Below are 26734 nucleotides of genomic sequence, written 5' to 3' on the forward strand. Positions count from 1 at the left end.
TGCCAGGAAGCGGTGAACGCATTCATAAGCAGGCCATAACGGCGGCTCTAAAACGATCAGCGAATTCACAGGGACTTCCCCCGGAACTCACTTCGATCCCGGGAATACATGGCTTCCTGAGATCAATCCCACATCACATCGTCATCACAAAGCCTCTGTTTCGTCCAGGTCCGCCGCGCGCCCGCTGTAGCGTCGATTGGGTGCGTACCGAACGAAACCTGACCCGCCGCCTCGAGCGGGTCTTCGCCCGGCTCGACCGCGAGCCCGAACGGCCGACCAACCTGGACATGCCCAGGATGAGTCGGCACCGCGTCGTGCTCTTCGGGCTCACCCTGTCCTTCTACCTCGCCATCGTCGTCGCGGTCCTGACCACGTCGTGGCTGGTCCAGGTGGACTGGCAGGTCATGTTCTTCCGGCCGTACCAGCAGTGGCCGCAGATCCACGCCTTCCTCGACTACTGGGTGGTCCTCGGCCAGCGCGGCCCCACCGCCGTCATGGTGATGGCCTGGCTCGGCTGGCGCTCGTGGCGTCAGCACACGCTGCGCCCCCTGCTGATGTTCGGCACCGCGCTCCTCCTGCTCAACGTGACGGTCGGCGCCGCGAAGCTCGGCATGGGCCGGGCCGGACCGCACTACGCGACCGTCATCGGCTCGAACGAGATGTGGCAGGGCGGCGACATATTCCCCTCGGGGCACACCGCGAACGCGGTGGTGACCTGGGGCATCCTCGCCTACCTCGCCTCCACGCCGCGCGCCCGCCGCTGGCTGTCCGCGGTCTCCGCCGTCATCTCCCTGAGCGTCGGCCTGACCACCGTCTACCTCGGTACGCACTGGCTGAGCGACGTCCTTCTCGGCTGGGCCGCCGGCCTGCTGATCCTCCTGGCGCTGCCCTGGTGCGAGCCGCTGGTCGCCCGCGTCGAGGCCCTCGTCTTCGCGCTGCGCACCCACTGGCGCAACCGCCGCTCCGGTGTTCCGGTGTCCCGGCCGACACCGGTCCCGACCCCGGCGATGGTCCCGCCGCGCACCCCGGTGCCCGCGGACGACGGCGTCCGGGCCCGCGAGCCCGTCGGCGTCTCCCGCTCGGCGCGCCTGTCGACGCCTCCGTACACGCCGCGCGGCGAGCGCACCCCGGTCACCCCGGCCGGCAGCCGCCGCCCCACGACCGAGAGAGTCCCGCGCACCGCGCCGTCGGCCAGGACGCTCTAGGTCCCCTCGAACAACCTCGAACAACACGGACAGCGGGCACGGTACGCACAACCAGCCCGCACGACGAAGGCCCCCGGAACCTCACGGTTGCGGGGGCCTTCGCACGCTCCAGGGGCGGTCAGCCCTTCCAGCAGCGCGTCACCCGGCCGCTCGTGACCTCGAAGTTCAGCCGGCCCGCGCGGTACTCCATGGTGATGATCGCCCCCGGCGGCAACTGCCTGACGCTCGACCAGCCGCGGCCGCGGGCCTGCTGCTCGGCCTGCTCCGCGTCGAGTCCGACGTAGGCGTCAGTGCTGTCCTGGGGGTCCGTGGGCGGGGTCGGAATGGGTGCCATACGGCCACCGTAGGCCGTGTGTGCGAGCGACGCCAGGCCCGTCGGCGCGGGCCCGCCCCGGTCTCGTACGGTCACGCTTTCGTCACAAGATCACGACAGCGGTTTCTGTCGAACTTCCTCACACGATCGGGCGGTTCCTTACTTCTTACGCACTTCTTACGTGCCCTCTTCCCGGCCCAGAGCGGGAAATTCCGGATCCCCTCGCGCATATACCGGGACGGGCCCCTCTCCTTTACCGGAGCGGCCCCGCCCAATTCTCCGCGCATTCCGAATCCGGTGGCACGACGGGCGAGTTGAGAACGTCCGGGAATTGCCTGTCCATGCCACAAAGAGGCGTACGCCCCCTGTCGCCGCGGGGGCAACGCGAGCATCATGGCGGGAGTTCGGAGCAGGCCCGGGGCGCGCGAGCAGCGAGGGGGCAAGCATGGGAACGACCGGGGTGCAGGCCGGGCCCGCGGCGGTTCAGCCGCCACGGGAGCGGCAGCCCGGCAGGGTGATCGTGGACTGGCTGACCACCACCGACCACAAGAAGATCGGCCATCTCTATCTGATCACCGCGTTCGGCTTCTTCCTGGTCGGCGGTGTGATGGCGCTGCTGATGCGGGCCGAACTCGCCCGCCCCGGACTGCAGATCCTCTCGAACGAGGAGTACAACCAGCTCTTCACGATGCACGGCACGATCATGCTGCTGCTCTTCGCGACGCCCACGTTCGCCGGGTTCGCCAACGAGATCATGCCGCTGCAGATCGGCTCGCCGGACGTCGCGTTCCCGCGGCTGAACATGCTCTCGTACTGGCTGTTCCTCTTCGGCGGTCTGATCGTGCTCGGCTCGCTCGTGGTGCCGGGCGGGGCCGCGGACTTCGGCTGGTTCGCGTACGCGCCCCTCAACAGCCTGACCCGCTCCCCCGGCATCGGCGCCGACATGTGGATCATGGGGCTCGCGCTGTCCGGGTTCGGCACGATCCTCGGCTCGGTGAACTTCCTGACGACGATCATCGGGATGCGGGCGCCCGGCATGACGATGTTCCGGATGCCGATCTTCACGTGGAACACGCTGTTCACGTCGATCCTCGTGCTGCTCGCGTTCCCGGTCCTCGCGGCGGCGCTGCTGGTCCTGGAGGCGGACCGGCGGTTCGGCTCCGTGGTCTTCGAGGCCCAGTTCGGCGGTGCGCTGCTGTGGCAGCACCTCTTCTGGTTCTTCGGGCATCCCGAGGTCTACATCATCGCGCTGCCGTTCTTCGGGATCATCAGCGAGATCCTGCCGGTCTTCAGCCGCAAGCCGATCTGGGGCTACACGATGCTGGTCGGCGCGACGATGGCGATCACCGGTCTGTCGGTGGTCGTGTGGGCGCACCACATGTTCGTGACGGGCGGGGTGCTGCTCCCGTTCTTCTCCTTCATGTCCTTCCTCATCGCCGTCCCGACCGGGGTGAAGTTCTTCAACTGGACGGGCACGATGCTGAAGGGCTCGCTCTCCTTCGAGACGCCGATGCTGTGGTCGGTCGGCTTCCTCGTCACGTTCCTGTTCGGCGGTCTGACCGGCGTCATCCTCGCCTCGCCGCCGATGGACTTCCACGTCTCGGACACGTACTTCGTCGTGGCGCACTTCCACTACGTGGTCTTCGGCACGGTCGCCTTCGCGACGTTCGCCGGCTTCTACTTCTGGTGGCCGAAGCTGACGGGGAAGATGCTCGACGAACGGCTCGGGAAGATCCACTTCTGGACGCTGTTCGTCGGCTTCCACACGACGTTCCTGGTGCAGCACTGGCTGGGCGCCGAGGGCATGCCGCGCCGGTACGCGGACTATCTGGCGGCGGACGGCTTCACGGCGCTCAACACCCTGTCGTCCATCGGCGCGTTCCTCGTCGGCATCTCGACGCTGCCGTTCCTCTACAACATCTGGAAGACGGCCAAGTACGGGGCGAAGGTCGAGGTCGACGACCCGTGGGGCTTCGGCCGCTCCCTGGAGTGGGCGACGTCGTGCCCGCCGCCCCGGCACAACTTCACGACGCTGCCGAGGATCCGCTCGGAGTCGCCCGCGTTCGACCTGCACCACCCGGAGTTCGCGGCGTTCGAGGACCGGCCCCAGCAGGCACCGGACAAGATCGAGGGCGCCCCCTGATCAGCCGCCCGGCGTGACGTGCACGGACAGGTCGTTGTCCAGCGTGTAGTACGGCTCGGCCGACAACTGCCGTCCGGAGACCGTCACTTGAGCGGCCGGATACGTGAAGATCGGCTTCTTGTCGGCGACGTCGTCGAGGATCCGGGCCAGGCGCACCTCGGGCCCGTCCTCACCGCCGGGCCGCAGCCACAGGTCCCAGCGCCCCTCGGACAGCTCGTCGTACCCGATCCGCAGCGTGAACTGAACTCCGTCCACGGTCAGTTCACCGCGCAGCACCAGTCCGCGTGCCACGCGGGAGCGTATCTCCGCGTGGGCCTTGGCGGTGAACGCGGTGCCGTACACACGCCCGTGCACGGTCAACTCGGCGTCCGTGACGAGCAGTTCACCGGCCTCCGCGTGCGGCGCCCGCAGCCAGCTCCGTACGCTGAGGTTGCCGTTCTTGGTCGCGTACGGGATGCGGACGGCCACATGGCCGCGTGATCCGCTGGGGGCCCGGTCCAGCAGGGAGCGCAGATCGTTCACCCCCGGCACGAGACGCACCGGCTCCTCCCCCGCTACCTGCGCGTACGCGTCCCAGCGGCCCTCGGGCAGGCCGACGCCGATCGGCAGCGAGGCGCGCAGGTGTCCGTCCCCGGCCGGGGACAGCGGTAGCCGCACCTCCTCGCCGTCGGCCCGGCGGACCAGGACGAGGTGGGCGGGGCCCGACGTCCCGTGGTCGCGGTCGCAGACGTCGAAGGTGAGTCCGCCGGCGGAGTCGGCGATGCAGTCGGCTCTTGGTGCCATTCGGGCAGTCCTGTCGTCGGGCGTGGCCTGCGGTGGAAGGGTGGTGGTGCTCATGCGGTGCGCCCCTTTCCCCGGGACGGAGGCGGGAACGGGGAGGTGAGGGCGGCGCGCACGGCGTGCAGGCCCCCGGTCACGGAGCCGCGCGCCCGGTGCAGCAGGCCGACGGAGCCGCCGCGTCCGGTGAGCGAGCCGAAGAGGTCCTCGTAGCGCTGGGCGATCCGCGCGGGGTCGAAGCGCGCGGAGCGGTCGAGGGCGCGGGCCGCCATCCGCGCGCGCAGGTCGTCGTCGTTGATGAGGCCGAGCAGCCCGGCGGAGATCGCGCCGACGCTGCCGGTCTCGACCAGGCGGCCGTCCGTGCCGTCGTCGATGATCTCGCGGGGGCCGTGCGGGCAGTCGGTGGAGACGACCGGCAGGCCGCTGCGCATCGCCTCGACGATCGTCATGCCGAACGACTCGAAGGTCGAGGTGACGGCCGCGATGGAACCTTTCGCCCACTCCGGTTCGATGGGGTGGGCGGGCCCCATGAGGAACACGTGGTTGTACAGGCCGAGTTGGCCGATGAGACGGCGAAGCTTGTCCTTCTGTACGCCCGAGCCGTAGATGCGCAGCCGCCAGTCGGGCCGCTCGGCGCGCACCTGGTCGAAGGCCCTGACGAGCAGGTCGTAGCGCTTCACGGGCGCGAGCCTGCCGGCCGCGACGACCCACTTGCCCGAGCCGTCGGCGGGCGCGATGCCGGGCGCGGGCACGGAGTTGGGCATGGCCTCGATGCGGACGCCGGGCAGCCGCATCCGCTCGCGGTAGGCGCGGGCGTCGGCCTCGGTGGTCGTGGTGAGCGCGTCCAGGCGCGGGTAGGCCGCGCGCAGCGCCCGGCGCAGTGCGGCCGGGTGCGTGCCGAGCGTGAGGTGCTCCTGGCCGACGCGCAGCGGTCCGCGCCGGGTCTGCCGGGCGAGGTGCACGTTGAGCCCCGGCCGGGTGCCGACGACCACGTCCGCCTCGACGGAGGCCAGGTGCGCGGCGATGCGCCGGTCGGTGAGCGCGCTGTACTGCTCGAAGCGCCCTTCGCTGCCGGGGAAGACCGCGGCGGGCGCCCGGTGTTCGGGGTCGTCGCCCTCGTAGCCGGGCGTGCCCTTGCGCAGGTCGACGAGGTGGCGCAGCCGGACGCGCGGGTCGGGCGTGAAGACGGGCTCGTCACGGTGGCGGAAGACGGAGACGACCTCCACGTCGTGCTGCTGGGCCAGGGTGTCGGCGAGGTTGTACGTGGTGCGGATCGTGCCTCCGATCCCGTACGCGTTGTGAATCAGGAAAGAAATGTGCATGCGTCCCCGTATTCAGCCGTCCCTCGCAGCCGCCCCGGGGGTCCGAACGGTCCTGGTGTCCGAACGGTCCGGGTGCTCCCCTGCCTTGGGGGTTAGACGGAGATGTCCTCGCGAGGGTTGTCCTTCATCATCATCTTGTTCCGAAACGGTTGCCCTATTGGTAGTCAATTTCAGGAACCACTACGCCATTTCGTCCCTCAAGGGCAGATCACGGCTGGTAGGACAGTTGCGGCACGTCAAAGCAGGTCCGGTTCATGTCACCGTTCTGAGTGACCCAGCCCGTGCCGTCCGTCCACCGCGCGACCGACAGGCACGTCCTGTGGGTCGCCGGGGGCTCGGGGAGCGCGCGGTAGGTCACCGGGAGCAGCAGCCCGTCGGCGGTGTACGGAGTCTGGCGGTTCATGAAGCGGTCGACGCACGCGCGCGTGGCGTCGCCCCCGTCGCGCAGGCAGGAGCGTGCGGCGTCCGTGAACCACATCGCGGCGGCCCAGCCTTCAAGTTGCCACTGCGAGTGCGTCTCCAGCCCCTTCGTCGCGTCGCGGAAGGCACGCACGGCGGGGTGCCCGGTGTCCTCGAAGTTGCGGCTGGCTCCGGTCGCCCACAGGGACGCGCGGCAGTGCGGCGCGTCCTTGTAGTCGGCGGCCACGGACGACGTCCAGTTCTGTACGTTCGTGACCTTCGCGGTGACGCGGGCCCCGACCTGGTCCATGGCCCTGCACAGCTGTGCGTTGCCGTGCGCGTCGATGGCGTCGAAGACGAGGTCGACGCCCTGGTCCTTCACGTCGGCAGCCGCGGCACGGAAGTTGGGCAGGGCGAAGTCGACCTGCTCGGTGATCACCTCGTAGCCCTCGGCCCGCAGGCCGCGGGTCACCAGGCGTGCGTACGCGGCGGACGCGGCCTGGTTGTACGAGACGACGGCGGCGGTCCGCGCGCCCTGCTCCCGCTTGAAGTAGCGGTAGACCTCGGTGCCGCCGTACAGCTTGCCGTGCCAGCCGGGCGTGCCGTCGCGGGGTGCGAGGCTGCCGTAGATCCCGTACAGGTGCGGGTAGGTGTCGTAGGCGGCGCCGATCGGCTGGCCGCCGATGTCGGGCACGCGCGCGCGGGAGACGAGGCCCGCGCCCGCGTAGTCCAGGGACGTGGTGGCCACCAGGGCGGTGACCTTCTCCTCGTCGATCAGTTTGTGCACGCACTCGTTGTTGCCGACGCCGCTGCCGCCGTCGTCACAGAGGTGCACCTCGACCGGCCGTCCCTGGATGCCGCCTTCGGCGTTCAGGTTCCGGAAGTACGCCTGTGCGCCGTCGCGGGTGTCGGTGAACGTGGCGCCGCCGACGGGGCTGGTGGCGCTGGTGATGATCCCGACGCGGATCGGGGCCGCCGCGTTCACCGGCGTACGGGAGGCGGACCGGTCCTGGAAGTCGCTCTCGGGCAGGCGTGACCCGCAGGCCGTGAGCAGGAGCAGGGCGAACCCGGCCGCGAGTGCCTCAGCAGCCCGGGCCCGGCGACGCATTCCCGCTCAACTGCACCAGCGCGCACAGGGTCTTGACGGAGACCTTCCAGGTGCCGTCCTGTTCGACCGAGGTGCCCTTCGCGCCGGGCAGCACCGTGGCTCCCTTCAGCGCCAGCGAGTACGTCACGTCGGCGCCGGTCGCCGAGGTGAAGGCGACCTTGTCGACGTTCGCCTGCACCTGGCCGCCCCGCTTGTCGCCGTTGAAGCTGTCGAGCACCTGGCGCATCTTGTCGCCGTTCTCGAGGACGTTCTGCTTCTCCTTGAGCGGCACGGCCGGGTCGAAGAACTTCTTCCAGTTCGCCTTGATCTCCTTCTCCGCCGCGGCCCTGTCCGCGGGTGCGGTCTGCGCGGGCGCCGACGAGGAGGGCTGCTGCGACGTGGGCCGCTGCGTCGAGGGGGTGGGCGGGTTGCTCTCGTTGCCGCCGCTGTCGTCGCACGCGGCCAGGGCCGGTCCGAGCGCCAGGGCCGCGACGGCGAGGGCGAGTGCCCTGCCGCGTCCGCGGGCCGGCCTGATCGTGCGCGCACGAACCATCTGGCTCACCACCGGGTGTCGGTCCGGGCCCCAACTGCGCCCGGAGCTTTCAGGGTTGGCCTGCAGAAGGCATAGTGCAAGCGATCGGCCGACAAGACCAGACGCACGCAGGACGTCACGACGTGGGGGTCACCGATGCGGACTGCCAGAACTGCCCGGTCTGCCCGGTCCGCCCGGATCTCGCGGCTGCGCACCGTGCACCCCGCCCTATGGGCGGGCCTCGCCGCTCTCGCCGCGGGCGCGGTGCTGTGCGTGGTCGGCTGGTACGGGATGTCCGGCGAGCGCTTCGCCGAGCGCCAACTTCCCTATCTCGCCTCGTGCACGGTGCCCGGCGCGGCCCTGATCGTCGTGGGCGCGATCCTGCTCACGTACGGCAGGAGCACCCTCGCGAGCTCCCGCGTGGAGGAGTTGTACGAGCTTCTGGTCGCCGTCGAGCCGCCGGAGCGGGCCGAGGCCGCTCTCCCGCTCGCGACCGCCGAGGCACTGCTGATGGTCCCCGGTGGGACGCTGCGGCACCGCGCGGACTGCCCGCTCGTCGAGGGGAAGCCGGAGGCGGTGCCCGCCGACGCGGGGGCCGTCGCGGCCGCCGGGCTCGACCCGTGCCCCATCTGCGAGCCGCCCGCGGGGAGTTGAGGCGTGTCGTCACTGACGTACGACCTCACGCTGGCGGGTCTTTCGGTGGGCGCGGCGGCGGCGCTCAGCGGGGTCGGGCTCATCGTCACGTACCGCGCGACGGGTGTCCTGAACTTCGCGCACGGCGCGCTGGCGATGCTCTGCGCCTATCTGTTGCGCCAGTTCGTGGTCGTGTGGTCCTGGCCGCTGTGGGCGGGTGCGGCGCTGGTCCTCCTGGTCGTCGCCCCGGCGCTCGGACTCGCCCTGGAACGCCTGGTGTTCAGGCCGCTCGCGAAGGCCGGGACCGACCCGGCGCGCACCCTCGTCGCGTCGATCGGCGTCTTCGTGCTGCTGGTCGGTGCGGCGGCGATGGCGTGGGGAACCGGCGCACAGGAGGACGCGCCGACGCTCATCTCAGCCGATCCCTGGGGGCAGTTGGCGGTGGCCTGCGCGCTCGCGGTGGCGGTGTGGGCGGTGACGCGCTGGACGCGGTTCGGGGGCGAGCTGCGGGCGGTCGTCGACAACCGGTCGCTCGCGGTCCTCGGCGGCATCGACGCGGACCGGGTCGCGGCGGTGGGCTGGGCGTTCGGCGCGTTCACCGCGGGCCTGACGGGCGTGCTGCTCGCGCCCTACGTACGCCTCGACCCGTACGGCCTGCCGCTGCTCGTGATGGAGGTCGTGGCGGTGGCGGTCGCGGCGCGGATGCGGCTGCTCTCGGTGGCGGTGCTCGTGGCCCTGGCGATCGGCGTGGCGCAGAGCCAGTTGACGCGGCTGCACCCCGACGGCCGGGTGCAGCCGCTGCTGCAGGCGGTCGGCGCGAACCTGTTCGTGGTGGCGCTGCTCGTCGCCGCGCTCGCCCTGCCGGGGATCGGCGGGCGGGACGCGCTGCCGCGTGCGGTGACGCGCCGGGTGGTCCCTGCACCTCCGGGGGCCTGGCTGGTCACGGCGGTGCTGTTCCTGCTCCCGCTGGGCTTCGCGGGCTCGGACCTGCACACGTCGATCCAGGTCCCGGCGCTGGCCCTGATCCTGCTGTCGTTGGTCGTGGTGACGGGCCGGGCGGGGCAACTCGCGCTCGGCCAGGGCGCGTTCGCGGGCCTTGGGGCGCTCTTCGCGACGCTCCTGACCCTGGGACGCTTCCCCGGGGTCCCTCAACTCCCGGCCCTGACAGCCCTGTTGATCTCGATGCTCCTGGTCGCTCCCCTGGGACTGCTGACGGCCGTCCCCGCGATCAGCCGGCACGGGCTCGCGCTCGCCCTGGCCACCTTCGCGGTCGGGGTCGGGGTGAGCCGGTTCGTGTTCGCGCAGCCGTACGCGGCCACGGGCCTGGCGCCCGGTCGACCGGCCGGCTTCGGCTCGGACCGGGCGTTCTACGTCCTCGAACTCGCCCTGCTCACCGGCGCGTTGATCCTCGTACGGGCGTTGCGCCGGGGCCGGGTGGGCCGTGCGCTGGCCGCGGTCCGGGACCACGAGGCGGGGGCGTCGGCGGCCGGGGTGCCGGTGCCCGCGCTGAAGGTGGCGGTGTTCGTGGTGGGCGCGGGCCTGGCGGCGCTCGGCGGCGGCCTGCTGGCGTTCGCCCTGCGCTCGTTCGACCCCGGGGCGTACGACCCGGTGCGAGGCCTGCTGTGGTTCGCGGCGATCGTGGTCCTGGGCGCGGACAGCCCACTGGGCGCACTCGCGGGCGCGGCCCTCCTGGTGGGCCTGGACGCGGGCACCACGGGCGGGGTGGCGGCAGGACTGGTGGGCCTGCTGGCGGTGACGACGGGCCGACTCCCGTCCGTACGGGGCCGGGGGCGACGGCGGTTGACTGTGCGGGGGGTTGGGGTGCGGGGTGTGTTGGGGGCGGGGGCGGAGGCGCGGGCGGGGGGTTCGGACGGATGGCAGGCGCTTGGAGGGCGGCGTGCGCCGGGGTCGGAGGCGGGGGGTTCGGACGGGAAGCAGCCGCTTGAGGGGCGGCGCGCGCCGAGGTCCAGGTCCGGCGCGGGCGGGCCGGACGGGTCGCACGGGCCGCACGGGCCGCTCGGGTCACACGAGCCGCACGAACCGCACGAGCCGCACGAGCCGCACGAGCCAGACAGGTCGCACGAGCCGGACAGGTCGCACGAGCCGCATGAGTACCGGCCGGTCACCGCCCCCTCACCCCCCTCCCTCTCCGCGACCGGCCTCACCGTCACCTTCAACGGCCGCCGCGTCCTCGACGGCGTCGACATCACGGTTCCCGGCGGGCGGATCACCGCCGTCGTCGGGCCCAACGGGGCGGGCAAGAGCACCCTGTTCCACTGTCTGGCGGGGACGTTGCGGCCCGGTGGCGGGCGGGTGCGGTTCGGGGGGCGGGACGTCACCGGGCTGCCCGCGCACGCCCGGACGCGGCTCGGGGTGGCGCGGACCTTCCAACAGCTCGTCGTCTTCCCGTCGTTGACCGTCGCCGAGAACATTCGCGTCGGCGCCGAGCAGGGCCGAGTCCGCGATCCGGCCGTCACCGGGCGCCTGCTGGCCCTGTTCGGCCTGCGGGGCGACGCGCTCACCGCCGACCTGCCCACCGGGGCCCTGCGCCGGGTCGAACTCGCCCGCGCCCTGGCGGGCCGACCGCACGCCCTGCTTCTGGACGAGCCGGCCGCGGGCCTGGACGAGGCCGAAGTCGCGGACCTGGCACGGCTGTTGAAGACGCTGGCCGCCGACGGCACGGCCCTGTTCGTCGTCGAGCACGACCTGGACCTGGTGACGGACCTGGCGGACACGGTGCACGTGATGACAGCGGGCCGCATCGTCACCTCGGGCCCGCCCCGCACGGCCCTGGCCCGGCCCCCTGACAGCCTGGACGCCCCATGAGGCACGGCATGGAACTCCGCGACGCCCGCGTCCGCTACGGCCCCCTGGAGGCCCTGCACGGCATCACCCTGGCCGCGCCCGCCGGGACGGTCACCGTACTGCTGGGCCGCAACGGCTCCGGCCGGACCACCGCCCTGCGCGCCCTCGCGGGCACCGTCGCGCTCAGCGCCGGGTCCGTTCTGCGGGACGGCGCCGACATCACCCGGCACACGGCACACGCCCGCGCGGCCGCCGGACTCTGCTTCGTCCCCGACCGGCAGGCCGTCTTCGCGGGCATGACCGTCGCCGAGAACCTTCAACTGGCCGCACCCGACGGCGACTTCACCTTCGCGCTCGACGCGTACCCCGAACTGCGCCCCCTCCTCCCCCGCCGCGCCGGCACCCTCTCCGGCGGCGAACAGCGCATGCTGGCCGTGTCCCGCGCCCTCCTCTCCCGCGCCCGCACCGTCCTCGTGGACGAACCCGCCCAGGGCATGGCCCCCCACGTGGCCGCCCGCACCTACGCCCTGTTGCGCGGCCTGGACGCCTGCGTCGTCCTCGCCGAACAGCGACTGCCGCCCGGCCTGCGCGCGGTCGGCGCGGGCGGGGCGGCAGTGGTGGTGCACGAACTGCGGCGCGGATCCGTCGTGTTCAGCGGTGAAGCGAGCGAGACACCCCGGCCGGGACCGCGCGGGCCCTCTCCGGGATGAGCAGCATCGTCCCGACGTTCAGCCGGTCCGGGTGCGGGCCGACCATCTGGCGGTTGGCCTTGTAGAGCGCCTGCCAGCCGCCCTTCACCTTGAAGCGGGCGGCGATCGAGGCCAGCGTCTCGCCGCGCTGCACCACATGGATGCGCCCGTCGAGCCGGTACGCCCTCGAGCACACGGGCCAGGCGCGCCAGCCCTGGTCCCGCAGCACTTCCTCGGCGACCTCGATCTGCTCCTCCCTGGTGGCCAGATCGGCGCGCGGCGCGTACGCGAGGCCGCCGTGCTCCTCCCAGGTGGGCTGCCAGAACTGGAGCCCGCCGTAGAAGGTGTTGCCGGTGTTCTCCTGCCAGTCGCCGCTGCTCTCGCACTGGGCGAGGCAGGACCACGGCCATTGCTCACGGGCACAGTCATAGGGTTCGGCAGACGCAGAGACAGAGACAGAGACAGAGACGGAGGCAGAGGCAGAGGCAGAGGCGGACGCGGCTGTCGGCGCCAGGATCAGGGCGAGCAGCACGCCCAGAAGGGCCGCCGCCCAGCGGTGCATCGTCGGCATCGTAGGCATCAGGTGCATCGCGTCACGCTAAGCAGCGGGGACAGGGCCGCCTCCGGTGCCGCGCCGCGCCGCCCGCGGCCCCACCCGGTCGGCGCACCGGGCGGGGCCGCGGGTCCCGGTTCGCGCTACCGGACCAGAAGGTGCTGACCCGGCAGGATCAGATCCGGATCGCCGCCGATCACCGCCTTGTTGATGGTGTAGAGGCGCTGCCAGTTCGTGCCGTGGGCGGTCGCGATCGCGCCGAGGGTGTCACCGCCGCGCACGACATAGCCGCCCCGGCGGGCCGCACCGCGCTCGGCCCCCGACGAACTCCGCTTCGGAGCAACGGACTTGGGCTTGACCGACTTGGGCTGCACGGACCTCGGTTTCGTGGATTTGGGCTTCGTGGACTTGGGCGCGGCCACTCCCGCCCCCGGCGCGCTGCCGTACGCTCCGGCCCGCGCCGCACAGGTGGGCCAGGCGCCCCAGCCCTGTGCGCGTTGCACCCTCGTGGCCACAGCGATCTGCTGCGCCCTCGACGCCCGGTCGGCCGTGGCTGCGTAGGCCCCTCCGCCATGTGCGCGCCACGTCCCGGCGGAGAACTGGAGCCCGCCGTAGTAACCGTTGCCGGTGTTGATGTGCCAGTTGCCGCCGCTCTCGCAGCGTGCGATGCGGTCCCAGACGCCCGGGTCCGCCGCATGGGCGGATCCCGCGGACGCCAGCAGACCGAGGGGGGCGAGCAGAGCCGCCCCGGCGATCACCGCTGTCGTGCGAGCCGTACGTATCGGCACGGACATGAGATTCCCTCTCGTGGACTGCAAGGTGCAGACGGCGGTGGAATCTAGGCAGCCCACGAGGTTGGCATCAACCAACGGCTTGTCACGCCAGGCCAGTTCGCCGTTACCCGAAGTAGCGACGAGTTCAAGCCACCCACTTCATTCACTGATTTCAGGATTTGTCGACCTGTCACCTCGGTGATCTGTGACCCACTTCACCCCCTCAACTTCCTTGGATTCCCAACAAGTTGGCATGGAGTGACAGATTCCGGGCGGCCGTTCACGGTGTGCTTCGGATGGGTGGATTCCGTTCGGTTCCGGGCGTGACTCCTGCCACAGATCGGCCGTTGTCCCTTTATCAGCCCGATCCCGTTCCACGCCCGATCCACGCCCGATCCAGAGGAGTCCCCCGTGCCGCGCTTGCTCGACGTCAGTGACGACGTACGCGCCGAGATCGGCGACGACGAAGCCGACCGGCTGCTCACCGGGGACAGCACCCCCGGCGGCTACGACTGCACGTCCTGCCGCACCCCCGGCGACAGCGAGCGGGAGCGCACCAGCACGGTCCTGTTCGTCGGCGACGAGACCGCCGTCCTCGCCTTCGCCCACGCCGGCTGTCTGCCCTCGCAGGTGGTGCAGGTCGCCGAGGACCAGCTGCAGGGCGCGGTGCGCTCCCTCGGCGGCGCGGACGACGGCGCCGAGCCGCCCGAGGTCGCCCCGGCGCAGGCCGTGCTCGGCGTGACCAGCGGTCTGGTGCTGATCGCGGGCCAACTGCACCCGGCGCTCGTCGTCGAGCCGACGGGTCCCATCTCGCGCCCGGGCGCCGAGGCCGGCGGGGACGACTTCCTGCCGCTCCTGATCGAGCAGGGCTTCATGCCGCTGACCGAGCTGACCGAGGCGCCGCGCGCGCTGCCCGGCTGGTCGGTACTGCTCGCCATGGGCCAGCTGCACGCCGTGCTGCAGCCCGGCACCGGCGGCTCCCCCTCCCAGGTCGCCTGGTGGCAGGCACACCAGCCGCTGCAGGTCACCGAGGGCTGGCGGGCCGCGGCCAACAAGACGCACACCGTGCTCGTCTTCGCCGCGCCGGTCGGCTCGATCGGCCGCCAGCCGCGCGAGGACCTGCTGCGCGACGCCCTCGACAAGGCCGCGGCGAACGGCCGTCTGGTGGCCGCCGCGATGCCGCTCGCGGGCACCTGAGCCACCACCCCGTCGGTACCCGGTCCCCCGCGAATGCGCCGGTCACACTCCTGATGCCCCGGTCAACCCGAGGCCAAGGGCGCATCCGTCGGGGGTCCGGGTCGTTGGCACATACGTGCACCCATACGACCCCACCTCGGCCCACTCCGGGCGGCGCCAGCCGTACCCGTCCCCCATCCCGGCGATGCGTCCCGCGGAGGACCACGCGAGCAGCCACTCGGCGACACCGATCTACGACGCGCTGTACGCGGAGTACCGCCGGTCCTTCCGGGCCCTGCCGGGCGACCGCAGCGGCGAGGAGGATCTCGGGTTCACGGCCTTCGGGACGGGGCCGTACGGGACACGGCACCACCACGCGCCGCAGCACCCGCACCCGCATCCCCACCCGCACGCTCACCAGCAGCAGCACTGGCAGCCACAGACGAACGGGCGGCAGTACAGCCAGGGAAGTCACTTCCCCGCCGCACTGCCGCCCGGACCGCGCCGCGAGCACTGAGCCCGCGCCGCCAGAACGTAGAGCCGCTCCAGGAACAACGTAGAGCTGCTCCAAGAACGTAGAAGAACTACTTCTTCTTGCCGCGCTTCTCCCGCACCCGCACCGAAATGTGGATCGGCGTCCCCTCGAACCCGAACTCCTCGCGCAGACGCCGCTCCACGAAGCGCCGGTAGCCGGCTTCGATGAAGCCGGAGGCGAAGAGCACGAACCGCGGCGGCTTGGTGCCGGCCTGCGTACCGAAGAGGATGCGGGGCTGCTTGCCGCCGCGGACCGGGTGCGGGTGGGCCGCGATGAGCTCGCCGAGGAAGGCGTTGAGCCGCCCGGTCGGCACGCGGGTCTCCCACCCGGCGAGGGCGGTCTCGATGGCCGGGACCAGCTTCTCCATGTGGCGGCCGGTACGCGCCGACACGTTCACCCGCGGCGCCCACGCGATCTGCGCGAGCTCGGTCTCGATCTCGCGCTCCAGGTAGTAGCGGCGCTCCTCGTCGAGGGTGTCCCACTTGTTGTACGCGACGACGATCGCGCGGCCCGCCTCGACCGCCATCGTCACGATCCGCTGGTCCTGGATCGAGATCGACTCGGAGGAGTCGATCAGGATGACCGCGACCTCCGCCTTCTCGACGGCGGCGGCGGTGCGCAGCGACGCGTAGTAGTCGGCGCCCTGTTGCAGGTGGACGCGCTTGCGGATGCCCGCCGTGTCGACGAACTTCCAGGTGACGCCGCCGAGTTCGATGAGCTCGTCGACCGGGTCACGGGTGGTGCCCGCCAGCTCGTTGACGACGACGCGGTCCTCGTTCGCCACCTTGTTGAGCAGCGAGGACTTTCCTACGTTCGGACGGCCGATCAGCGCGATGCGGCGCGGGCCGCCGACCGCCGTGCCGAAGGTCTGGGCGGGCGCCTCGGGCAGCGCCTCCAGGACGGCGTCGAGCATGTCGCCGGTGCCGCGGCCGTGCAGCGAGGAGACCGGGTGCGGCTCGCCGATGCCGAGGGACCACAGGGCGGTGGCGTCGGCCTCGCCGGACGGGCCGTCGACCTTGTTGGCGCAGAGCACCACGGGCTTGCCCGCCTTGCGCAGCAGGCGCACGACGGCCTCGTCCGTGTCGGTGACGCCGACCGTGGAGTCGACGACGAAGACGACCGCGTCGGCGGTCTCGATCGCGTACTCCGCCTGGGCGGCGACGGACGCGTCGATGCCGAGCACGTCCTGCTCCCAGCCGCCGGTGTCGACGACCTTGAAGCGGCGGCCCGCCCACTCCGCCTCATAGGTGACGCGGTCGCGGGTGACGCCCGGCTTGTCCTCGACGACGGCCTCGCGGCGGCCGATGATGCGGTTCACGAGCGTCGACTTGCCGACGTTCGGGCGGCCGACGACGGCGAGGACGGGCAGCGGACCGTGGCCCGCGGCCTCGATCGCACCCTCGACGTCCTCGATGTCGAAGCCCTCTTCGGCGGCGAGCTCCATGAACTCCGCGTACTCGGCGGCATCGGCATCGCCAAGCGCCCCGTGCTCGTACTCCGCCGAGCCCTCGGGCTGAATCTGGTCGTTCATGAAGTCCGTACCTCGTCGTTCATTCGTGGTGATCGGTGCGCCCGCCCCTCATGAAGGCTGGTGCACTACTGAAAGTCTCGCTCAGCGCCCGGTCAGGCGCCTGGCGTTCTCCAGGTGGGCGGTGAGCCGCTCCTGGATGCGCACGGTCGCCTCGTCCAGCGCCTTGCGCGTACGCCGTCCGCTGCCGTCGCCCGCTTCGAAAGGATCCCCGAAGACGACGTCCACGCGGCTCCTGAGCGGCGGCAGCCCCTTTATCAACCGTCCGCGCCTCTCCGTGCTTCCCAGTACGGCGACCGGGACGATCGGCGCCCCGCTGCGCACCGCGAAGTACGCGAGCCCGGCGCGCAGCGACGCGAAGTCGCCGTCGCCGCGGGTGCCCTCGGGGAAGATCCCGAGCACGCCGCCGTCCGCGAGGACGTCCAGGGCCCGGGTGATGGCCTTGCGGTCCGCGGTGGTCCGGTCGACCTTGAGCTGCCCGATGCCTTCGAGGAAGGTGCCGAGCGGGCCGACGAACGCCTCCTGCTTGATCAGGAAGTGCGTCGGCCGCGGGGCCACGCCCATGACCATCGGGCCGTCGACGTTGTGCGAGTGGTTGACGGCGAGGATGACGGGTCCGCTCGCCGGAACCCGCCACGAGCCGAGCACGCGCGGCTTCCACAGCCCGTACATCAGGCCGACGCCGATGCGCCGCCCGACCTCGGCGCCACGCTCGGAAGCACGCTCAGAAGCAGCTGTCACTTGGACGCCCGCTTCTCCTCGACCAGGGTGACCACGCACTCGATGACCTGCTGCAGCGTGAGCTCGGTGGTGTCGACCTCGACGGCGTCGTCCGCCTTGGCCAGCGGCGACGTCTTGCGGCTCGAGTCGGCCTGGTCGCGCTTGACCAGGGCCTCCTGCGTGGCCTTGACGTCGGCACCCTTGAGCTCGCCGGAACGGCGGGCGGCGCGGGCCTCGGGCGAGGCGGTGAGGAACACCTTCAGGTCGGCGTCGGGCAGCACCGTCGTACCGATGTCACGGCCCTCGACGACGATGCCCTTCTCGGCACCCTTCGCGATGGAGCGCTGCAGCTCGGTGATGAGGGCGCGCACCTCGGGCACGGCGCTGACCGCGCTGACCTTGGAGGTGACCTCGGTGGTGCGGATCGGCCCCGCGACGTCCGTGCCGTCGACCGTGATGGTCGGGGCGGACGGGTCGGTGCCGGAGACGATCTCGGCCTTGCCCGCGACCGCGGCGATGGCGGTCGGGTCGGTCAGGTCGATCCCGTTGTTCACCATCCACCAGGTGATCGCGCGGTACTGGGCACCGGTGTCCAGGTAGCTCAGGCCGAGCTGGGCGGCGACGGCCTTGGAGGTGCTCGACTTGCCCGTGCCGGAGGGTCCGTCGATGGCGACGATCACAGCTGCCGGGGCGGCGGTTTCCACGGTGACGGGCACCTTTCTGAGTACGCGGGCGGAGGTGCGGGACGCGAGAACGCCCCGCACAAGGTTACTGGCTCCGCGCGGCGCCTCTCACAGCCGCTTACTGGCGCATGGCCCAGCCGCGCTCGCGCAGCGCCGCCGCCAGCTTGGGCGCGGCCGCGGGCTGCACCATCAGCTGCACGAAACCGGCCTGCTGCCCGGTGGCGTGCTCGATCCGGACGTCCTCGACGTTGACGCCCGCGGCGCCCGCGTCCGCGAAGATGCGGGCCAGCTCGCCGGGCTGGTCGGAGATGAGGACGGCGACGATCTCGTACGCGGCGGGGGCCGCCCCGTGCTTGCCGGGGACCCGGGACTGGCCCGCGTTCCCCCGGCGCAGCATCGTCTCGACGCCGTCGGCGCCCTCGCGGCGCTTGGCGTCGTCGGCGGACTGGAGGGAGCGCAGGGCCTGCACCGTCTCCTCCAGGTCGCCGGCGACGGCGGAGAGGAGGTCGGCGACGGGGCCCGGGTTCGCGGACAGGATGTCGATCCACATCCGGGGGTCGGAGGCCGCGATCCGGGTCACGTCCCTGATGCCCTGGCCGCACAGGCGTACCGCGGACTCCTCTGCGTTCTCCAGGCGGGCCGCGACCATGCTGGAGACCAGGTGCGGCATGTGCGAGACGAGGGCGACGGCCCGGTCGTGGGCGTCGGCGTCCATCACGACGGGCACGGCGCGGCATAGCGCGACCAGTTCGAGCGCGAGGTTGAGGACCTCGGTGTCGGTGTCCCGGGTCGGGGTCAGCACCCAGGGGCGGCCCTCGAAGAGGTCGGCGGTCGCGGCGAGCGGGCCGCTGCGCTCCCGGCCGCTCATGGGGTGCGTGCCGATGTACGTGGTGAGGTCCAGGCCGAGCTCCTCGAGCTCGCGGCGCGGGCCGCCCTTGACGCTGGCGACGTCGAGGTGGGCGCGGGCCACACCCCGGCGCATCGCGTCGGCGAGGGAGGCGGCGACGTGCGCGGGCGGCACCGCGACGACGCACAGGTCGACGGGGCCCTCGGGCGCCTCGGTCGTGCCCGCGCCGAGCGCGGCGGCGGTGCGGGCCTGCGCCTGGTCGTGGTCGGCGAGGTGCACGGTGACCCCGCGCGAGGCCAGGGCGAGGGCGGCGGAGGTGCCGATCAGGCCGGTGCCGATGACGAGTGCGGTTCTCACTGGGCGATGTCCTTGCGGAGGGCGGCCGCGGCACCGAGGTACACGTGCGCGATCTCGGACTTGGGCAGGTCGGTCTCGACGTGCGCGAGCACCCGGACGACGCGCGGCATGGCCCCGGCGATGTCCAGCTCCTGTGCGCAGATCAGCGGGACGTCCACGATGCCGAGCCCGCGGGCGGCGGCCGCGGGGAAGGCGGAGTGCAGATCGGGCGTGGCCGTGAACCAGATGGAGATCAGGTCGTCCCCGGCCAGCCCGTTGCGCCCGAGCACCTCGGTGAGCAGCTCGCTGACCTGCTCGTCCATGTGCCCGGCGTCGTCCCGGTCGAGCTGGACGGCGCCTCGCACCGCTCGTACCGCCACGGTGTCACTCCTTGATCCTGTGCTGTGCGTTCGTGCCACACGTTTGTCGCTCAAGACTAGTTGGGGCCCCACACACGGGTGCGCGGCGCCCGTCCTTCGAGACGGCCGCCGCGCACGCGTGCTTACGGGTCAGAGGTTCTGCTGCTTGATGATGTCGTCCAGCGAACCGGTCGGCACCTGTCCCTCGGGCGTCAGCTTGTCGATCGCCTCGGGCAGCTTCTGCGCCACCTGCTCGGCGACCTGGTCGCGGCTGACGTGCGCCTCCTCGGCGAGCTTGTCGAGCGTCTCGTCGGGGATGGCCTGCTTGACCTGCTCGGGGCTGATCGGCTGGTTGTCGCCCTTGCCGATGAACGAGTCGAGCTGGTCCTGGCTGACCAGGCCCGACTTCGTGATCATGTCCATGAGGCCGCCGAGCGGGTTGGACCCACCGCCGCCGCCCGCGCTCGCACCGCCGGCGCCGCCGCCGAGGAGGCCGCCCAGGATCTTGCCGAGGTCGAGGCCGCCACCGCTGCTGGACCCGCCGCCGCCGAGGAGGCCGCCGAGGAGACTGCCCAGATCGTTACCCGCCATGGTTACCGCGCCTTTCGGGACATTAAGGAAACCCGGACCATCTCAATGTCACCCGAACCACCCCCTGTCGCCACTCGGCCGGAGCTGCTTGCATGGAGGGCGGCACCGTGCCGCCTCGGGGGAGGCTCGTCATGAAGCGCTCTGGACCCCTGTTCACCCTGTTCACCGGCCTGGCCCTCGCGCTGTTCATGTTGTCGCTGAACGCGACGACGGGCGAAGGCACCTCGTCGTACGGCGGCGCTCCGGCCGCGACGACCACACCGTCCGCATCGCCCTCGGCCTCACCCTCGCCGTCCGCCACGAAGGCGAGCCCGAGCACGAGCCCGAGCGCGAGCCCGTCGCAGACCAAGCGGGCCCGCCCGAATGCAAGCTACGCGGGCCGCACCGACGACAACACCTCCGCCGTCTCCGTCTCCGTACGCGGCGACAAGGCCGTCGCGTACTTCTGCGACGGCCGCACCAAGGAGTCCTGGCTGAAGGGGAACGTCGAGGACGACGGTTCCATGAAGCTCAGCGGCAGCCACGGCGCCAAGCTCGAGGGCACCCTCGCCGGTGACCGGATCCGCGGCACCGTCGAGATCCAGGACCGCCCGTACGGCTTCACGGCGCGCAAGGCCGTCAAGCCGTCCGGCCTGTACCGCGCCACCACCGAGGTGCGCGGCGCGAAGGTCGACGGCGGCTGGATCGTGCTGCCCGGCGGCCGCCAGGTCGGCATCGTCACGAAGAACGACAAGCCGTCCTCCGCGCCTCCCATCGACCCGGAGACCGGAGCCGTCACGGTCGACGGGGAGCACCTGACCGCGCGTCCCGTCGTCCCCTGACCTCCCCGGAGGCGTCGTCATGACCGTCGACCCGAATGCCGCCACCCAGAGCTTCCCCGGCGGACCCGACCCCGGGCACCGCCGTCCGGGCCCCGCCCGCTATCTCGTGCCCGCGCTCGTCGCGGCCGCCGTGGCCGTGGCGCTCGGCGCGTACGGCAAGGTCCACGACCCGGAGGGCACGGCGTTCAACCTGGCCGGGTTCTCCAGCACCAGCGCGGTGAAGGCCTGGCTGGCGACGGTGGCGTTCGCGTTCGGCGTCGTCCAGGTCGTCTCGGCCTTCATGGTGTACGGGAAGCTGCGCGGCCCGTCCTGGGCGCCCGTCCTGCACCGCTGGTCGGGCCGGATCGCGTTCCTGGTGGCCGTCCCGGTGGCGGTGCACTGCCTCTACGCGCTCGGCTACCAGACGTACTCGACCCGCGTCATGTGGCACTCGTTCTTCGGCTGCTTCTTCTTCGGGGCGTTCAGCGCCAAGATGCTGCTGCTGCGCACGGAACGGCTGCCGGGCTGGCTGCTCCCGGTGGTCGGCGGCCTCGCCTTCGCGGTCCTGACGCTGCTGTGGCTGACGTCGGCGCTGTGGTTCTTCCGCACGGTCGGGGTGACGACGTGAGGCCGCCACCGGCCCGGCGCAGCGTGCTCGTCGCGGGGGCGGCGGTGCTCGCGGCGGGGTGCAGCAAGTACGGCGACGAGGGCGGCGGGGACAGCGGGGGCTCGGGCGGCGACACGGCGCAGCCGGAGCCGCGACCGTCCACGGCAGGCACCGGAACCGACACCGGAACCGGCTCCGGCGGATCCCAACAGCCGCCCGCCGCCGACGAGTTGGCGAAAACGTCCGACATTCCGGTCGGCGGCGGAAAGATCTTCGCCGACAAGAAGGTCGTGGTGACACAGCCGACGCAGGGCGACTTCAAGGCGTTCTCCGCGGTCTGTACGCACCAGGGCTGCACGGTCAGTTCGGTCTCGGACGGCACGATCAACTGCCCGTGCCACGGTTCGAAGTACCGGATCGCGGACGCCTCGGTGGCGGACGGCCCAGCCCCGCGCGCCCTCGCACCCCAAGCGATCAAGGTCACCGGAAATTCGATCTCGCTGGGCTGAGGGGCCCCCTGACACGCCCTAGGCTGCGCGGATGAACCCGCACGACCTGGTCCGCGACCACACGGTGTACTCCTGCGTGATGGGCTCGCGCGCCTTCGGCCTGGCCACGGACACGAGCGACACGGACCGCAGGGGCGTGTACCTGGCGCCCACGCCCCTGTACTGGCACTTCGAGAAGCCCCCCACGCACGTCGAGGGCCCGGCCGAGGAACAGTTCTCCTGGGAGTTGGAGCGCTTCTGCGAACTGGCCCTGCGCGCCAATCCGAACATCCTGGAGTGCCTGCACTCCCCGCTGGTCGAGCACCTCACGGACACGGGCCGCGAACTCCTGTCCCTGCGGGACGCGTTCCTCTCCCGCCAGGCGCACGACACGTTCGCCCGCTACGCGCTCGGCCAGCGCAAGAAGCTGGAGGCGGACGTCCGCACGCACGGCGCCCCGCGCTGGAAGCACGCGATGCACCTGCTGCGCCTCCTCATGTCGGCCCGGGACCTGCTGCGCACCGGCGAGCTGACGATCGACGTGGGCGAGCACCGCGAGCCGCTGCTCGCGGTGAAGCGGGGCGAGGTCCCGTGGCCGGAGGTGGAGCGCCGCATGACGCTCCTCGCGGAGGAGGCGGAGAAGGCGGCCCTCGACACCCCGCTGCCCGCCGCACCGGACAGGGCCCGCGTGGCGGACTTCCTGTTCCGCGCGCGCCGGGCGTCAGCCCTGCAGGCGGGCCCTGACCACTAGGTCGTGCAGCGCGTCGTACGCCGACGCCTCGTCCGGCAGCTCGGACGCGGCCTGCGCCGCGTCGAGCTCGGCGTGCAGCGCCTCGACGTCGGCGGCCACGCGCGCGTGGTCGACCTCGGCGCGACCGTGCTCGGCAGCGGCCTTGACCTCGATCAGCTCGGGCAGATAGCCCGGCGCCCTCAACTCCCCTGCCAGCGTGGGCAGATCGGCCTGCACCTCGCCGCTGCGCATCAGACGGATCCCGGTGAGCAGCACCCGGAACGTGTACAGCAGAGGCTTCAGCTCCCGCGTCTTCTCGTAGAGCCGCCACTGCGTCCCCGCGAACCCGCGGTAGTGGTGCGCGTGATGACGGGTGATCACGCCGGGCGCCAGGGCGACCAGCTCCGCGTGCACGTCCGTCGTGTGCACGACGAGCGGCGACAGGAGCTGTTCCAGTACGTAGCCGTTGCGCCGCAGCATCAGGCGGACGAACTTGCGCAGGTCGTGCGTGACGAGGTCCATCTCGACGCCGTTCGCGTCCCACATCCGCGACCGCGTCTCCTCCGGCTCCCTGAGCCCGAGCAGCGCCTGAGCGGGCAGCAGGTGCACGCCGCGCAGATCGACGTCGGAGTCCCGCGACGGGAACCCGTACAGGTGCGCCCCGGAGACGGTGGCGAACAGTACGGGGTCGGGTTCGGCGGCGACCACGGAGGTCAGGTCCACGGCGGGCAGCTGTGCGTCGGCGATCATCCGCCCATGCTCCCCGACCCCGCTGCCGCGCCCCACCGAATTACCGGCAGGACCCGTCCCACTCCGCCCCGAACCCGAGCAGCTCGTCCCGGTGCTCGATGCGCCGCACCCAGTCCCCCGGCCAGGCGTCGGCCCCCAGGTGGGCCCCGGCGAAGGCGCCCGCGAGCGCCGCGATCGAGTCCGAGTCGCCCGACGTGCAGGCGGCCCGGCGCAGGGCGAGGACCGGCTCGTCGACGAAGAGGAGGAAGCACAACAGGGCGGTGGCGAGGGCCTCTTCGGCGATCCAGCCCGGGCCGGTGGCCAGGCACGGGTCGGTCTCCGGCGAGGGCGAGGCGAGGGCGTCGCGCAGCCGGTCGAGCACGCCGAGGCACTCGTCCCAGCCGCCCGCGATGAACGCCTCGGGCGTCGCCGCCTCCCCCCGCGTCCACAGATCGCCGAGCCACCGCTCGTGATACGTCTCACGGTTCTCGTACGCGTACGAACGCAGCAGGCCCACGAGCCCGGTCGGTTCGGCCCCCTCGGCGAGGAGGCGTACGGCGTGCGCGGTGAGGTCGGAGGCGGCGAGGGCCGTCGGGTGTCCGTGGGTGAGCCCGGCCTGCAACTGGGCGGCGCCCGCCCGCTGTTCGTCGCTCAGCCCGGGCACGAGGCCGAGCGGCGTGACCCGCATGTTGGCACCGCACCCCTTGGAGTGCACCTGGCTCGCGTCCTGCCAGGCCCGGCCCTCGGCCTTGAGCAGGTTGCACGCGCGCAGGCAGGTGTTGCCCGGCGCGCGGTTGTTGTCCGGCGACCGGTACCAGTCCACGAACTCCTCGCGCAGCGGCCGCTCGAACCGCTTCGGCCCGAGCAGCCCGCGCCCCATGGCGGTGCGCAGCCCGCGCGAGACGGCCAGCGCCATCTGCGTGTCGTCCGTGATGTACGCGAGGGGGTGCCCCGGCAGCTCCATCTCCCGCCACGGCCCGCATTTCGCGAGGATCGCGGGTACGTCGTTGAACTCGGTCGGGAAGCCGAGCGCGTCCCCGAGAGCCAGCCCGAGCAGCGATCCGGTCGCGGCGGTCTTGGTCACCGGCGGTTTCCTTCCGTGGGTTCGGGCGCGGGCCGCAGCAGCGGCGGGAGCAGGGACGAGGCGCCACCGGCCCGGTACAGCGCGGCGGGCTTGCCGCGGCCGCCGGTGAGCCGGGACGCGCCGGGGACCTGCTCGACGAATCCGGGGGTGGCGAGGACCTTGCGCCGGAAGTTCGCCGGGTCGAGCTCGGTCCCCCACACCACCTCGTAGACCTGCCGCAGCTCGCCGAGCGTGAACTCGGGCGGGCAGAACGCCGTGGCCAGGCAGGTGTATTCGAGCTTGCCGCCGATCCGGTCGTGCGCGTCGGCGAGGATCCGGTCGTGGTCGAAGGCGAGCGGCCCGTACGCGCCACGGGCCCCCGGCTCGTACGGCAGCCAGGCGGCGCGGGCCGCGTCCCCGCCGCCGCGGGCCTGCGGGGCGTCGGGCACCAGCGCGGCGAACGCCACCGACACGACCCGCATCCGGGGGTCGCGGTCCGGCTCGCTGTAGGTGCGCAGCTGCTCCAGGTGCAGCCCGGCCACGTCGCTGAGCCCCGTCTCCTCGGCGAGCTCGCGCCGCGCCGCGCTCTCCGCGGACTCGGCGGGCTGCAGAAACCCGCCCGGCAGCGCCCAGCGTCCCGCGTACGGATCCTGGCCGCGCTCGACGAGCAGGATCTGCAGCCGCCCCGCGCGCAGCGTGAAGACGGCCAGGTCGACGGTGACGGCGAAGGGCTCGAAGGCGTGCTTGTCGTATCCGTGCATGCCCACCCCCTCTCTTTAATGTCTAGTTGACTATAAAGAGAGGGGGCAGGCACGCACAAGCCCCTGAAAGCGCCGACCCGCCTCGCGCGGGCGCCGTGCGCTGACGCCCCGCGCGGACTACGAGGACTTCCCCGGCACGAACGCCGCGACCACCGCCCCCGCGGCCGACGCCCCGGCCGACACCCACAGCGCGGGCACGAACCCGTCCATGAAGTCCACGGGCGAGCCGTAACCACCGGCCCGCGCGAAGACGGCGGCGGCGATCGCCACGCCGAACACCCCGCCCAGCTCCCGCAGCGCCATGTTCACGCCGGAGGCCACACCCGCGTCCGGCGGCGGCACCGCCGAGGTGACGGCGTTGGCGGCGGTCGGGAAGACCATGGAGATGCCGACCCCGGCGAGGACCAGGGGCAGGACGAGCTTCCCGTACGCCACCCCGGGCTCGGTGACCATGGCCATCAGGCCGAGCCCGACCGCCTCCAGGACGAGACCGGTCAGCATGAACAGGCGGTTGCCGTACCGGTCGGCGAGCGCACCCGCGAGCGGCGCGACGAGCAGCGGCATGCCGGTCCACACGAGGATCCGAAGGCCGGCCTCCAACGGCGAGTTCCCGAGCCCCAGTTGGAACAACTGGGAGATCATGAACAGTGCGCCCAGCAGCGACACGAGCTGCAGGAACAGCGCGCCGTTCGCGGCGGAGAACCCGCGCAGCCGGAAGTACGCGAGCGGCAGCATCGGATACCGGGCCCGCCGCTCCCACCGCACGAAGGCCGTCACGAACGCGGCGCCCACCAGGAGCGACCCGAGCACCTCCGCACTCCCCCACCCGACTTCGGGCGCCCGGGCCGGCGCCCAGGTCAGGGCGAACATGCCGATGGCGGCCAACACCAGGCCCACCAGGTCGAGTTGGGGCCGCGGCCCCTTGCTCTCGCGCAGCTTCGACGCCGCGAACGGGATCATGACGAGTCCGATCGGCACGTTGATCCAGAAGATCCACTGCCAGGAGAGCCCCTCGGTGACCGCCCCGCCGAGCACCGGCCCGAGCGCCACCCCGACCCCGGTGACCCCGCCCCACAGGCCGATGGCCACGCCCCGCTTCTCCGCCGGGAACGCGTCACTGATCAGCGTGAGCGTCAGGGGCAGCACGAGTGCGCCGCCCGCGCCCTGCGCGACCCGGGCGGCGATCAGGATCTCGGGCCCCGCGGCGAGCGCCGCGACGGCGGAGGCCAGCGTGAACAGGGCGAGCCCGGCCACGAACATGCGCCGCCGCCCGAACCGGTCGCCGAGGGCCGCGCCGGTCAGGGTGAGACAGGCGAAGGCGAGGTTGTACGCGTTGATGGTCCACTCGAGCTGCGACAGGCTCGCCCCGAAGTCGGCCCGCAGCGCGGGCAGCGCGGTCGAGACGACGACCACGTCGAGGGAGCCGAGCAGCGCGCCGAGCCCGGCGAGAGCGACGGTCCAGCCGCGGCGCACGGGCACCCCGGGCGCGGGCGCGGGGGACTTCCCGAGTCCCACCGGGCCCGCGACGATTTCTGTGTCTGTCATGACGG

Annotated in this window: 28 protein-coding genes; 11 read left to right on the forward strand and 17 right to left on the reverse strand. The window is 72.1% G+C overall.

What is annotated here, in order from left to right; genetic code table 11:
• Nucleotides 1-200: 200 nt before the first annotated feature.
• Nucleotides 201-1205 carry a phosphatase PAP2 family protein gene (locus tag ACIBUY_RS32475; protein ID WP_365567062.1) on the forward strand — a complete coding sequence of 335 codons (1005 nt, stop codon included), beginning with the start codon at nt 201-203 and terminating at the stop codon, nt 1203-1205.
• Between the two features lie 118 nt (nt 1206-1323).
• Here the strand turns inward: ACIBUY_RS32475 and ACIBUY_RS32480 are convergent, their stop codons facing one another.
• On the reverse strand, nt 1324-1539 hold the full coding sequence (locus ACIBUY_RS32480) for an I78 family peptidase inhibitor (protein WP_365567061.1): 216 nt from the start codon (nt 1537-1539) through the stop codon (nt 1324-1326).
• Between the two features lie 424 nt (nt 1540-1963).
• Between ACIBUY_RS32480 and ctaD the strand changes: the two genes are divergently transcribed.
• Nucleotides 1964-3661 (forward strand): cytochrome c oxidase subunit I, encoded by a 1698-nt coding sequence (ctaD, locus tag ACIBUY_RS32485; RefSeq protein WP_399154509.1) that lies wholly within the window; start codon nt 1964-1966, stop codon nt 3659-3661.
• Here ctaD and ACIBUY_RS32490 read toward each other — a convergent pair whose 3' ends face one another.
• The 4 genes from ACIBUY_RS32490 to ACIBUY_RS32505 form a co-directional block, all read right to left on the reverse strand.
• Nucleotides 3662-4498: a hypothetical protein gene (locus tag ACIBUY_RS32490; protein WP_365567059.1), complete on the reverse strand. Its 837-nt coding sequence runs from the start codon at nt 4496-4498 to the stop codon at nt 3662-3664. It abuts the gene before it with no gap.
• On the reverse strand, nt 4495-5760 hold the full coding sequence (locus ACIBUY_RS32495) for a glycosyltransferase family 4 protein (RefSeq protein ID WP_399154510.1): 1266 nt from the start codon (nt 5758-5760) through the stop codon (nt 4495-4497). The genes ACIBUY_RS32490 and ACIBUY_RS32495 overlap by 4 nt, the downstream gene beginning before the upstream one ends.
• A 208-nt stretch (nt 5761-5968) precedes the next feature.
• Nucleotides 5969-7267, reverse strand: coding sequence for an ABC transporter substrate-binding protein (locus tag ACIBUY_RS32500; protein WP_399154511.1), 1299 nt, complete (start codon nt 7265-7267; stop codon nt 5969-5971).
• Nucleotides 7242-7799 (reverse strand): hypothetical protein, encoded by a 558-nt coding sequence (locus ACIBUY_RS32505; protein ID WP_399154512.1) that lies wholly within the window; start codon nt 7797-7799, stop codon nt 7242-7244. The genes ACIBUY_RS32500 and ACIBUY_RS32505 overlap by 26 nt, the downstream gene beginning before the upstream one ends.
• A 135-nt stretch (nt 7800-7934) precedes the next feature.
• Between ACIBUY_RS32505 and ACIBUY_RS32510 the strand changes: the two genes are divergently transcribed.
• The 3 genes from ACIBUY_RS32510 to ACIBUY_RS32520 are packed head-to-tail and all read left to right on the forward strand — an operon-like array spanning nt 7935 to nt 11926.
• Complete coding sequence (locus tag ACIBUY_RS32510; RefSeq protein WP_365567055.1) at nt 7935-8432, forward strand: hypothetical protein; 498 nt, start codon at nt 7935-7937, stop codon at nt 8430-8432.
• A 3-nt stretch (nt 8433-8435) separates the two neighbouring features.
• A complete protein-coding gene (locus ACIBUY_RS32515) occupies nt 8436-11237 on the forward strand; it encodes an ATP-binding cassette domain-containing protein (protein WP_399154513.1) in 2802 nt (933 codons plus the stop codon).
• Complete coding sequence (locus ACIBUY_RS32520; protein ID WP_399154514.1) at nt 11234-11926, forward strand: ATP-binding cassette domain-containing protein; 693 nt, start codon at nt 11234-11236, stop codon at nt 11924-11926. Before ACIBUY_RS32515 ends, ACIBUY_RS32520 begins: the two co-directional genes overlap by 4 nt.
• On the opposite strand, the gene ACIBUY_RS32525 is transcribed toward ACIBUY_RS32520, so the two are convergent.
• Nucleotides 11868-12494 carry a transglycosylase family protein gene (locus tag ACIBUY_RS32525; RefSeq protein ID WP_399154515.1) on the reverse strand — a complete coding sequence of 209 codons (627 nt, stop codon included), beginning with the start codon at nt 12492-12494 and terminating at the stop codon, nt 11868-11870. The genes ACIBUY_RS32520 and ACIBUY_RS32525 overlap by 59 nt on opposite strands.
• A gap of 107 nt (nt 12495-12601) precedes the next feature.
• Nucleotides 12602-13252 carry a transglycosylase family protein gene (locus ACIBUY_RS32530; protein WP_399154516.1) on the reverse strand — a complete coding sequence of 217 codons (651 nt, stop codon included), beginning with the start codon at nt 13250-13252 and terminating at the stop codon, nt 12602-12604.
• A 390-nt stretch (nt 13253-13642) separates the two neighbouring features.
• Between ACIBUY_RS32530 and ACIBUY_RS32535 the strand changes: the two genes are divergently transcribed.
• Both ACIBUY_RS32535 and ACIBUY_RS32540 read left to right on the forward strand, forming a co-directional pair.
• The gene (locus tag ACIBUY_RS32535) at nt 13643-14428 is read left to right on the forward strand and encodes a hypothetical protein (protein WP_365567050.1); all 786 of its coding nucleotides are present in this window, start codon (nt 13643-13645) and stop codon (nt 14426-14428) included.
• Between the two features lie 184 nt (nt 14429-14612).
• Nucleotides 14613-14924 (forward strand): hypothetical protein, encoded by a 312-nt coding sequence (locus ACIBUY_RS32540; protein WP_399154517.1) that lies wholly within the window; start codon nt 14613-14615, stop codon nt 14922-14924.
• Nucleotides 14925-14991: 67 nt separating this feature from the next.
• Here ACIBUY_RS32540 and der read toward each other — a convergent pair whose 3' ends face one another.
• The 6 genes from der to ACIBUY_RS32570 all read right to left on the reverse strand — a co-directional run bounded on the left by der (nt 14992) and on the right by ACIBUY_RS32570 (nt 20006).
• Nucleotides 14992-16473, reverse strand: coding sequence for a ribosome biogenesis GTPase Der (gene der / locus ACIBUY_RS32545; RefSeq protein WP_365567048.1), 1482 nt, complete (start codon nt 16471-16473; stop codon nt 14992-14994).
• 81 nt (nt 16474-16554) lie between these two features.
• A complete protein-coding gene (locus tag ACIBUY_RS32550; protein WP_365567047.1) occupies nt 16555-17250 on the reverse strand; it encodes a lysophospholipid acyltransferase family protein in 696 nt (231 codons plus the stop codon).
• A complete protein-coding gene (cmk, locus tag ACIBUY_RS32555; RefSeq protein ID WP_365567046.1) occupies nt 17208-17894 on the reverse strand; it encodes a (d)CMP kinase in 687 nt (228 codons plus the stop codon). Before cmk ends, ACIBUY_RS32550 begins: the two co-directional genes overlap by 43 nt.
• Before the next feature lie 97 nt (nt 17895-17991).
• Nucleotides 17992-19077, reverse strand: coding sequence for a prephenate dehydrogenase (locus ACIBUY_RS32560; RefSeq protein ID WP_365567045.1), 1086 nt, complete (start codon nt 19075-19077; stop codon nt 17992-17994).
• Nucleotides 19074-19436 (reverse strand): chorismate mutase, encoded by a 363-nt coding sequence (aroH, locus tag ACIBUY_RS32565; RefSeq protein WP_365567044.1) that lies wholly within the window; start codon nt 19434-19436, stop codon nt 19074-19076. Before aroH ends, ACIBUY_RS32560 begins: the two co-directional genes overlap by 4 nt.
• A 129-nt stretch (nt 19437-19565) precedes the next feature.
• Nucleotides 19566-20006, reverse strand: a complete 441-nt coding sequence (locus tag ACIBUY_RS32570; protein WP_399154518.1) for a YidB family protein — start codon at nt 20004-20006, stop codon at nt 19566-19568.
• 131 nt (nt 20007-20137) lie between these two features.
• On the opposite strand from ACIBUY_RS32570, the gene ACIBUY_RS32575 reads away from it, so the two are divergent.
• Genes ACIBUY_RS32575 through ACIBUY_RS32590 form a run of 4 tightly spaced genes read left to right on the forward strand, consistent with a single transcriptional unit; the run spans nt 20138 to nt 22652 of the window.
• Nucleotides 20138-20827 (forward strand): hypothetical protein, encoded by a 690-nt coding sequence (locus ACIBUY_RS32575; RefSeq protein ID WP_399154519.1) that lies wholly within the window; start codon nt 20138-20140, stop codon nt 20825-20827.
• A gap of 19 nt (nt 20828-20846) precedes the next feature.
• Nucleotides 20847-21434 carry a DUF6529 family protein gene (locus tag ACIBUY_RS32580; protein ID WP_399154520.1) on the forward strand — a complete coding sequence of 196 codons (588 nt, stop codon included), beginning with the start codon at nt 20847-20849 and terminating at the stop codon, nt 21432-21434.
• Complete coding sequence (locus ACIBUY_RS32585; RefSeq protein WP_365567040.1) at nt 21431-21922, forward strand: Rieske (2Fe-2S) protein; 492 nt, start codon at nt 21431-21433, stop codon at nt 21920-21922. Before ACIBUY_RS32580 ends, ACIBUY_RS32585 begins: the two co-directional genes overlap by 4 nt.
• 31 nt (nt 21923-21953) lie before the next feature.
• Nucleotides 21954-22652, forward strand: a complete 699-nt coding sequence (locus tag ACIBUY_RS32590; RefSeq protein ID WP_365567039.1) for a DNA polymerase beta superfamily protein — start codon at nt 21954-21956, stop codon at nt 22650-22652.
• Here ACIBUY_RS32590 and ACIBUY_RS32595 read toward each other — a convergent pair.
• From ACIBUY_RS32595 to ACIBUY_RS32610, 4 genes are all read right to left on the reverse strand, one after another.
• Nucleotides 22623-23381 (reverse strand): DNA polymerase beta superfamily protein, encoded by a 759-nt coding sequence (locus ACIBUY_RS32595; RefSeq protein WP_399154521.1) that lies wholly within the window; start codon nt 23379-23381, stop codon nt 22623-22625. The two genes, ACIBUY_RS32590 and ACIBUY_RS32595, sit on opposite strands and share 30 nt — an antisense overlap.
• A 40-nt stretch (nt 23382-23421) precedes the next feature.
• Nucleotides 23422-24444 carry an ADP-ribosylglycohydrolase family protein gene (locus ACIBUY_RS32600; protein ID WP_399154522.1) on the reverse strand — a complete coding sequence of 341 codons (1023 nt, stop codon included), beginning with the start codon at nt 24442-24444 and terminating at the stop codon, nt 23422-23424.
• Nucleotides 24441-25184: an NUDIX hydrolase gene (locus ACIBUY_RS32605; RefSeq protein ID WP_399154523.1), complete on the reverse strand. Its 744-nt coding sequence runs from the start codon at nt 25182-25184 to the stop codon at nt 24441-24443. Before ACIBUY_RS32605 ends, ACIBUY_RS32600 begins: the two co-directional genes overlap by 4 nt.
• A gap of 117 nt (nt 25185-25301) precedes the next feature.
• Nucleotides 25302-26729, reverse strand: a complete 1428-nt coding sequence (locus tag ACIBUY_RS32610; protein ID WP_399154524.1) for a DHA2 family efflux MFS transporter permease subunit — start codon at nt 26727-26729, stop codon at nt 25302-25304.
• Nucleotides 26730-26734: the final 5 nt, after the last annotated feature.

This window comes from Streptomyces sp. NPDC050085, assembly GCF_044460595.1.
Classification (GTDB): Bacteria; Actinomycetota; Actinomycetes; order Streptomycetales; family Streptomycetaceae; genus Streptomyces.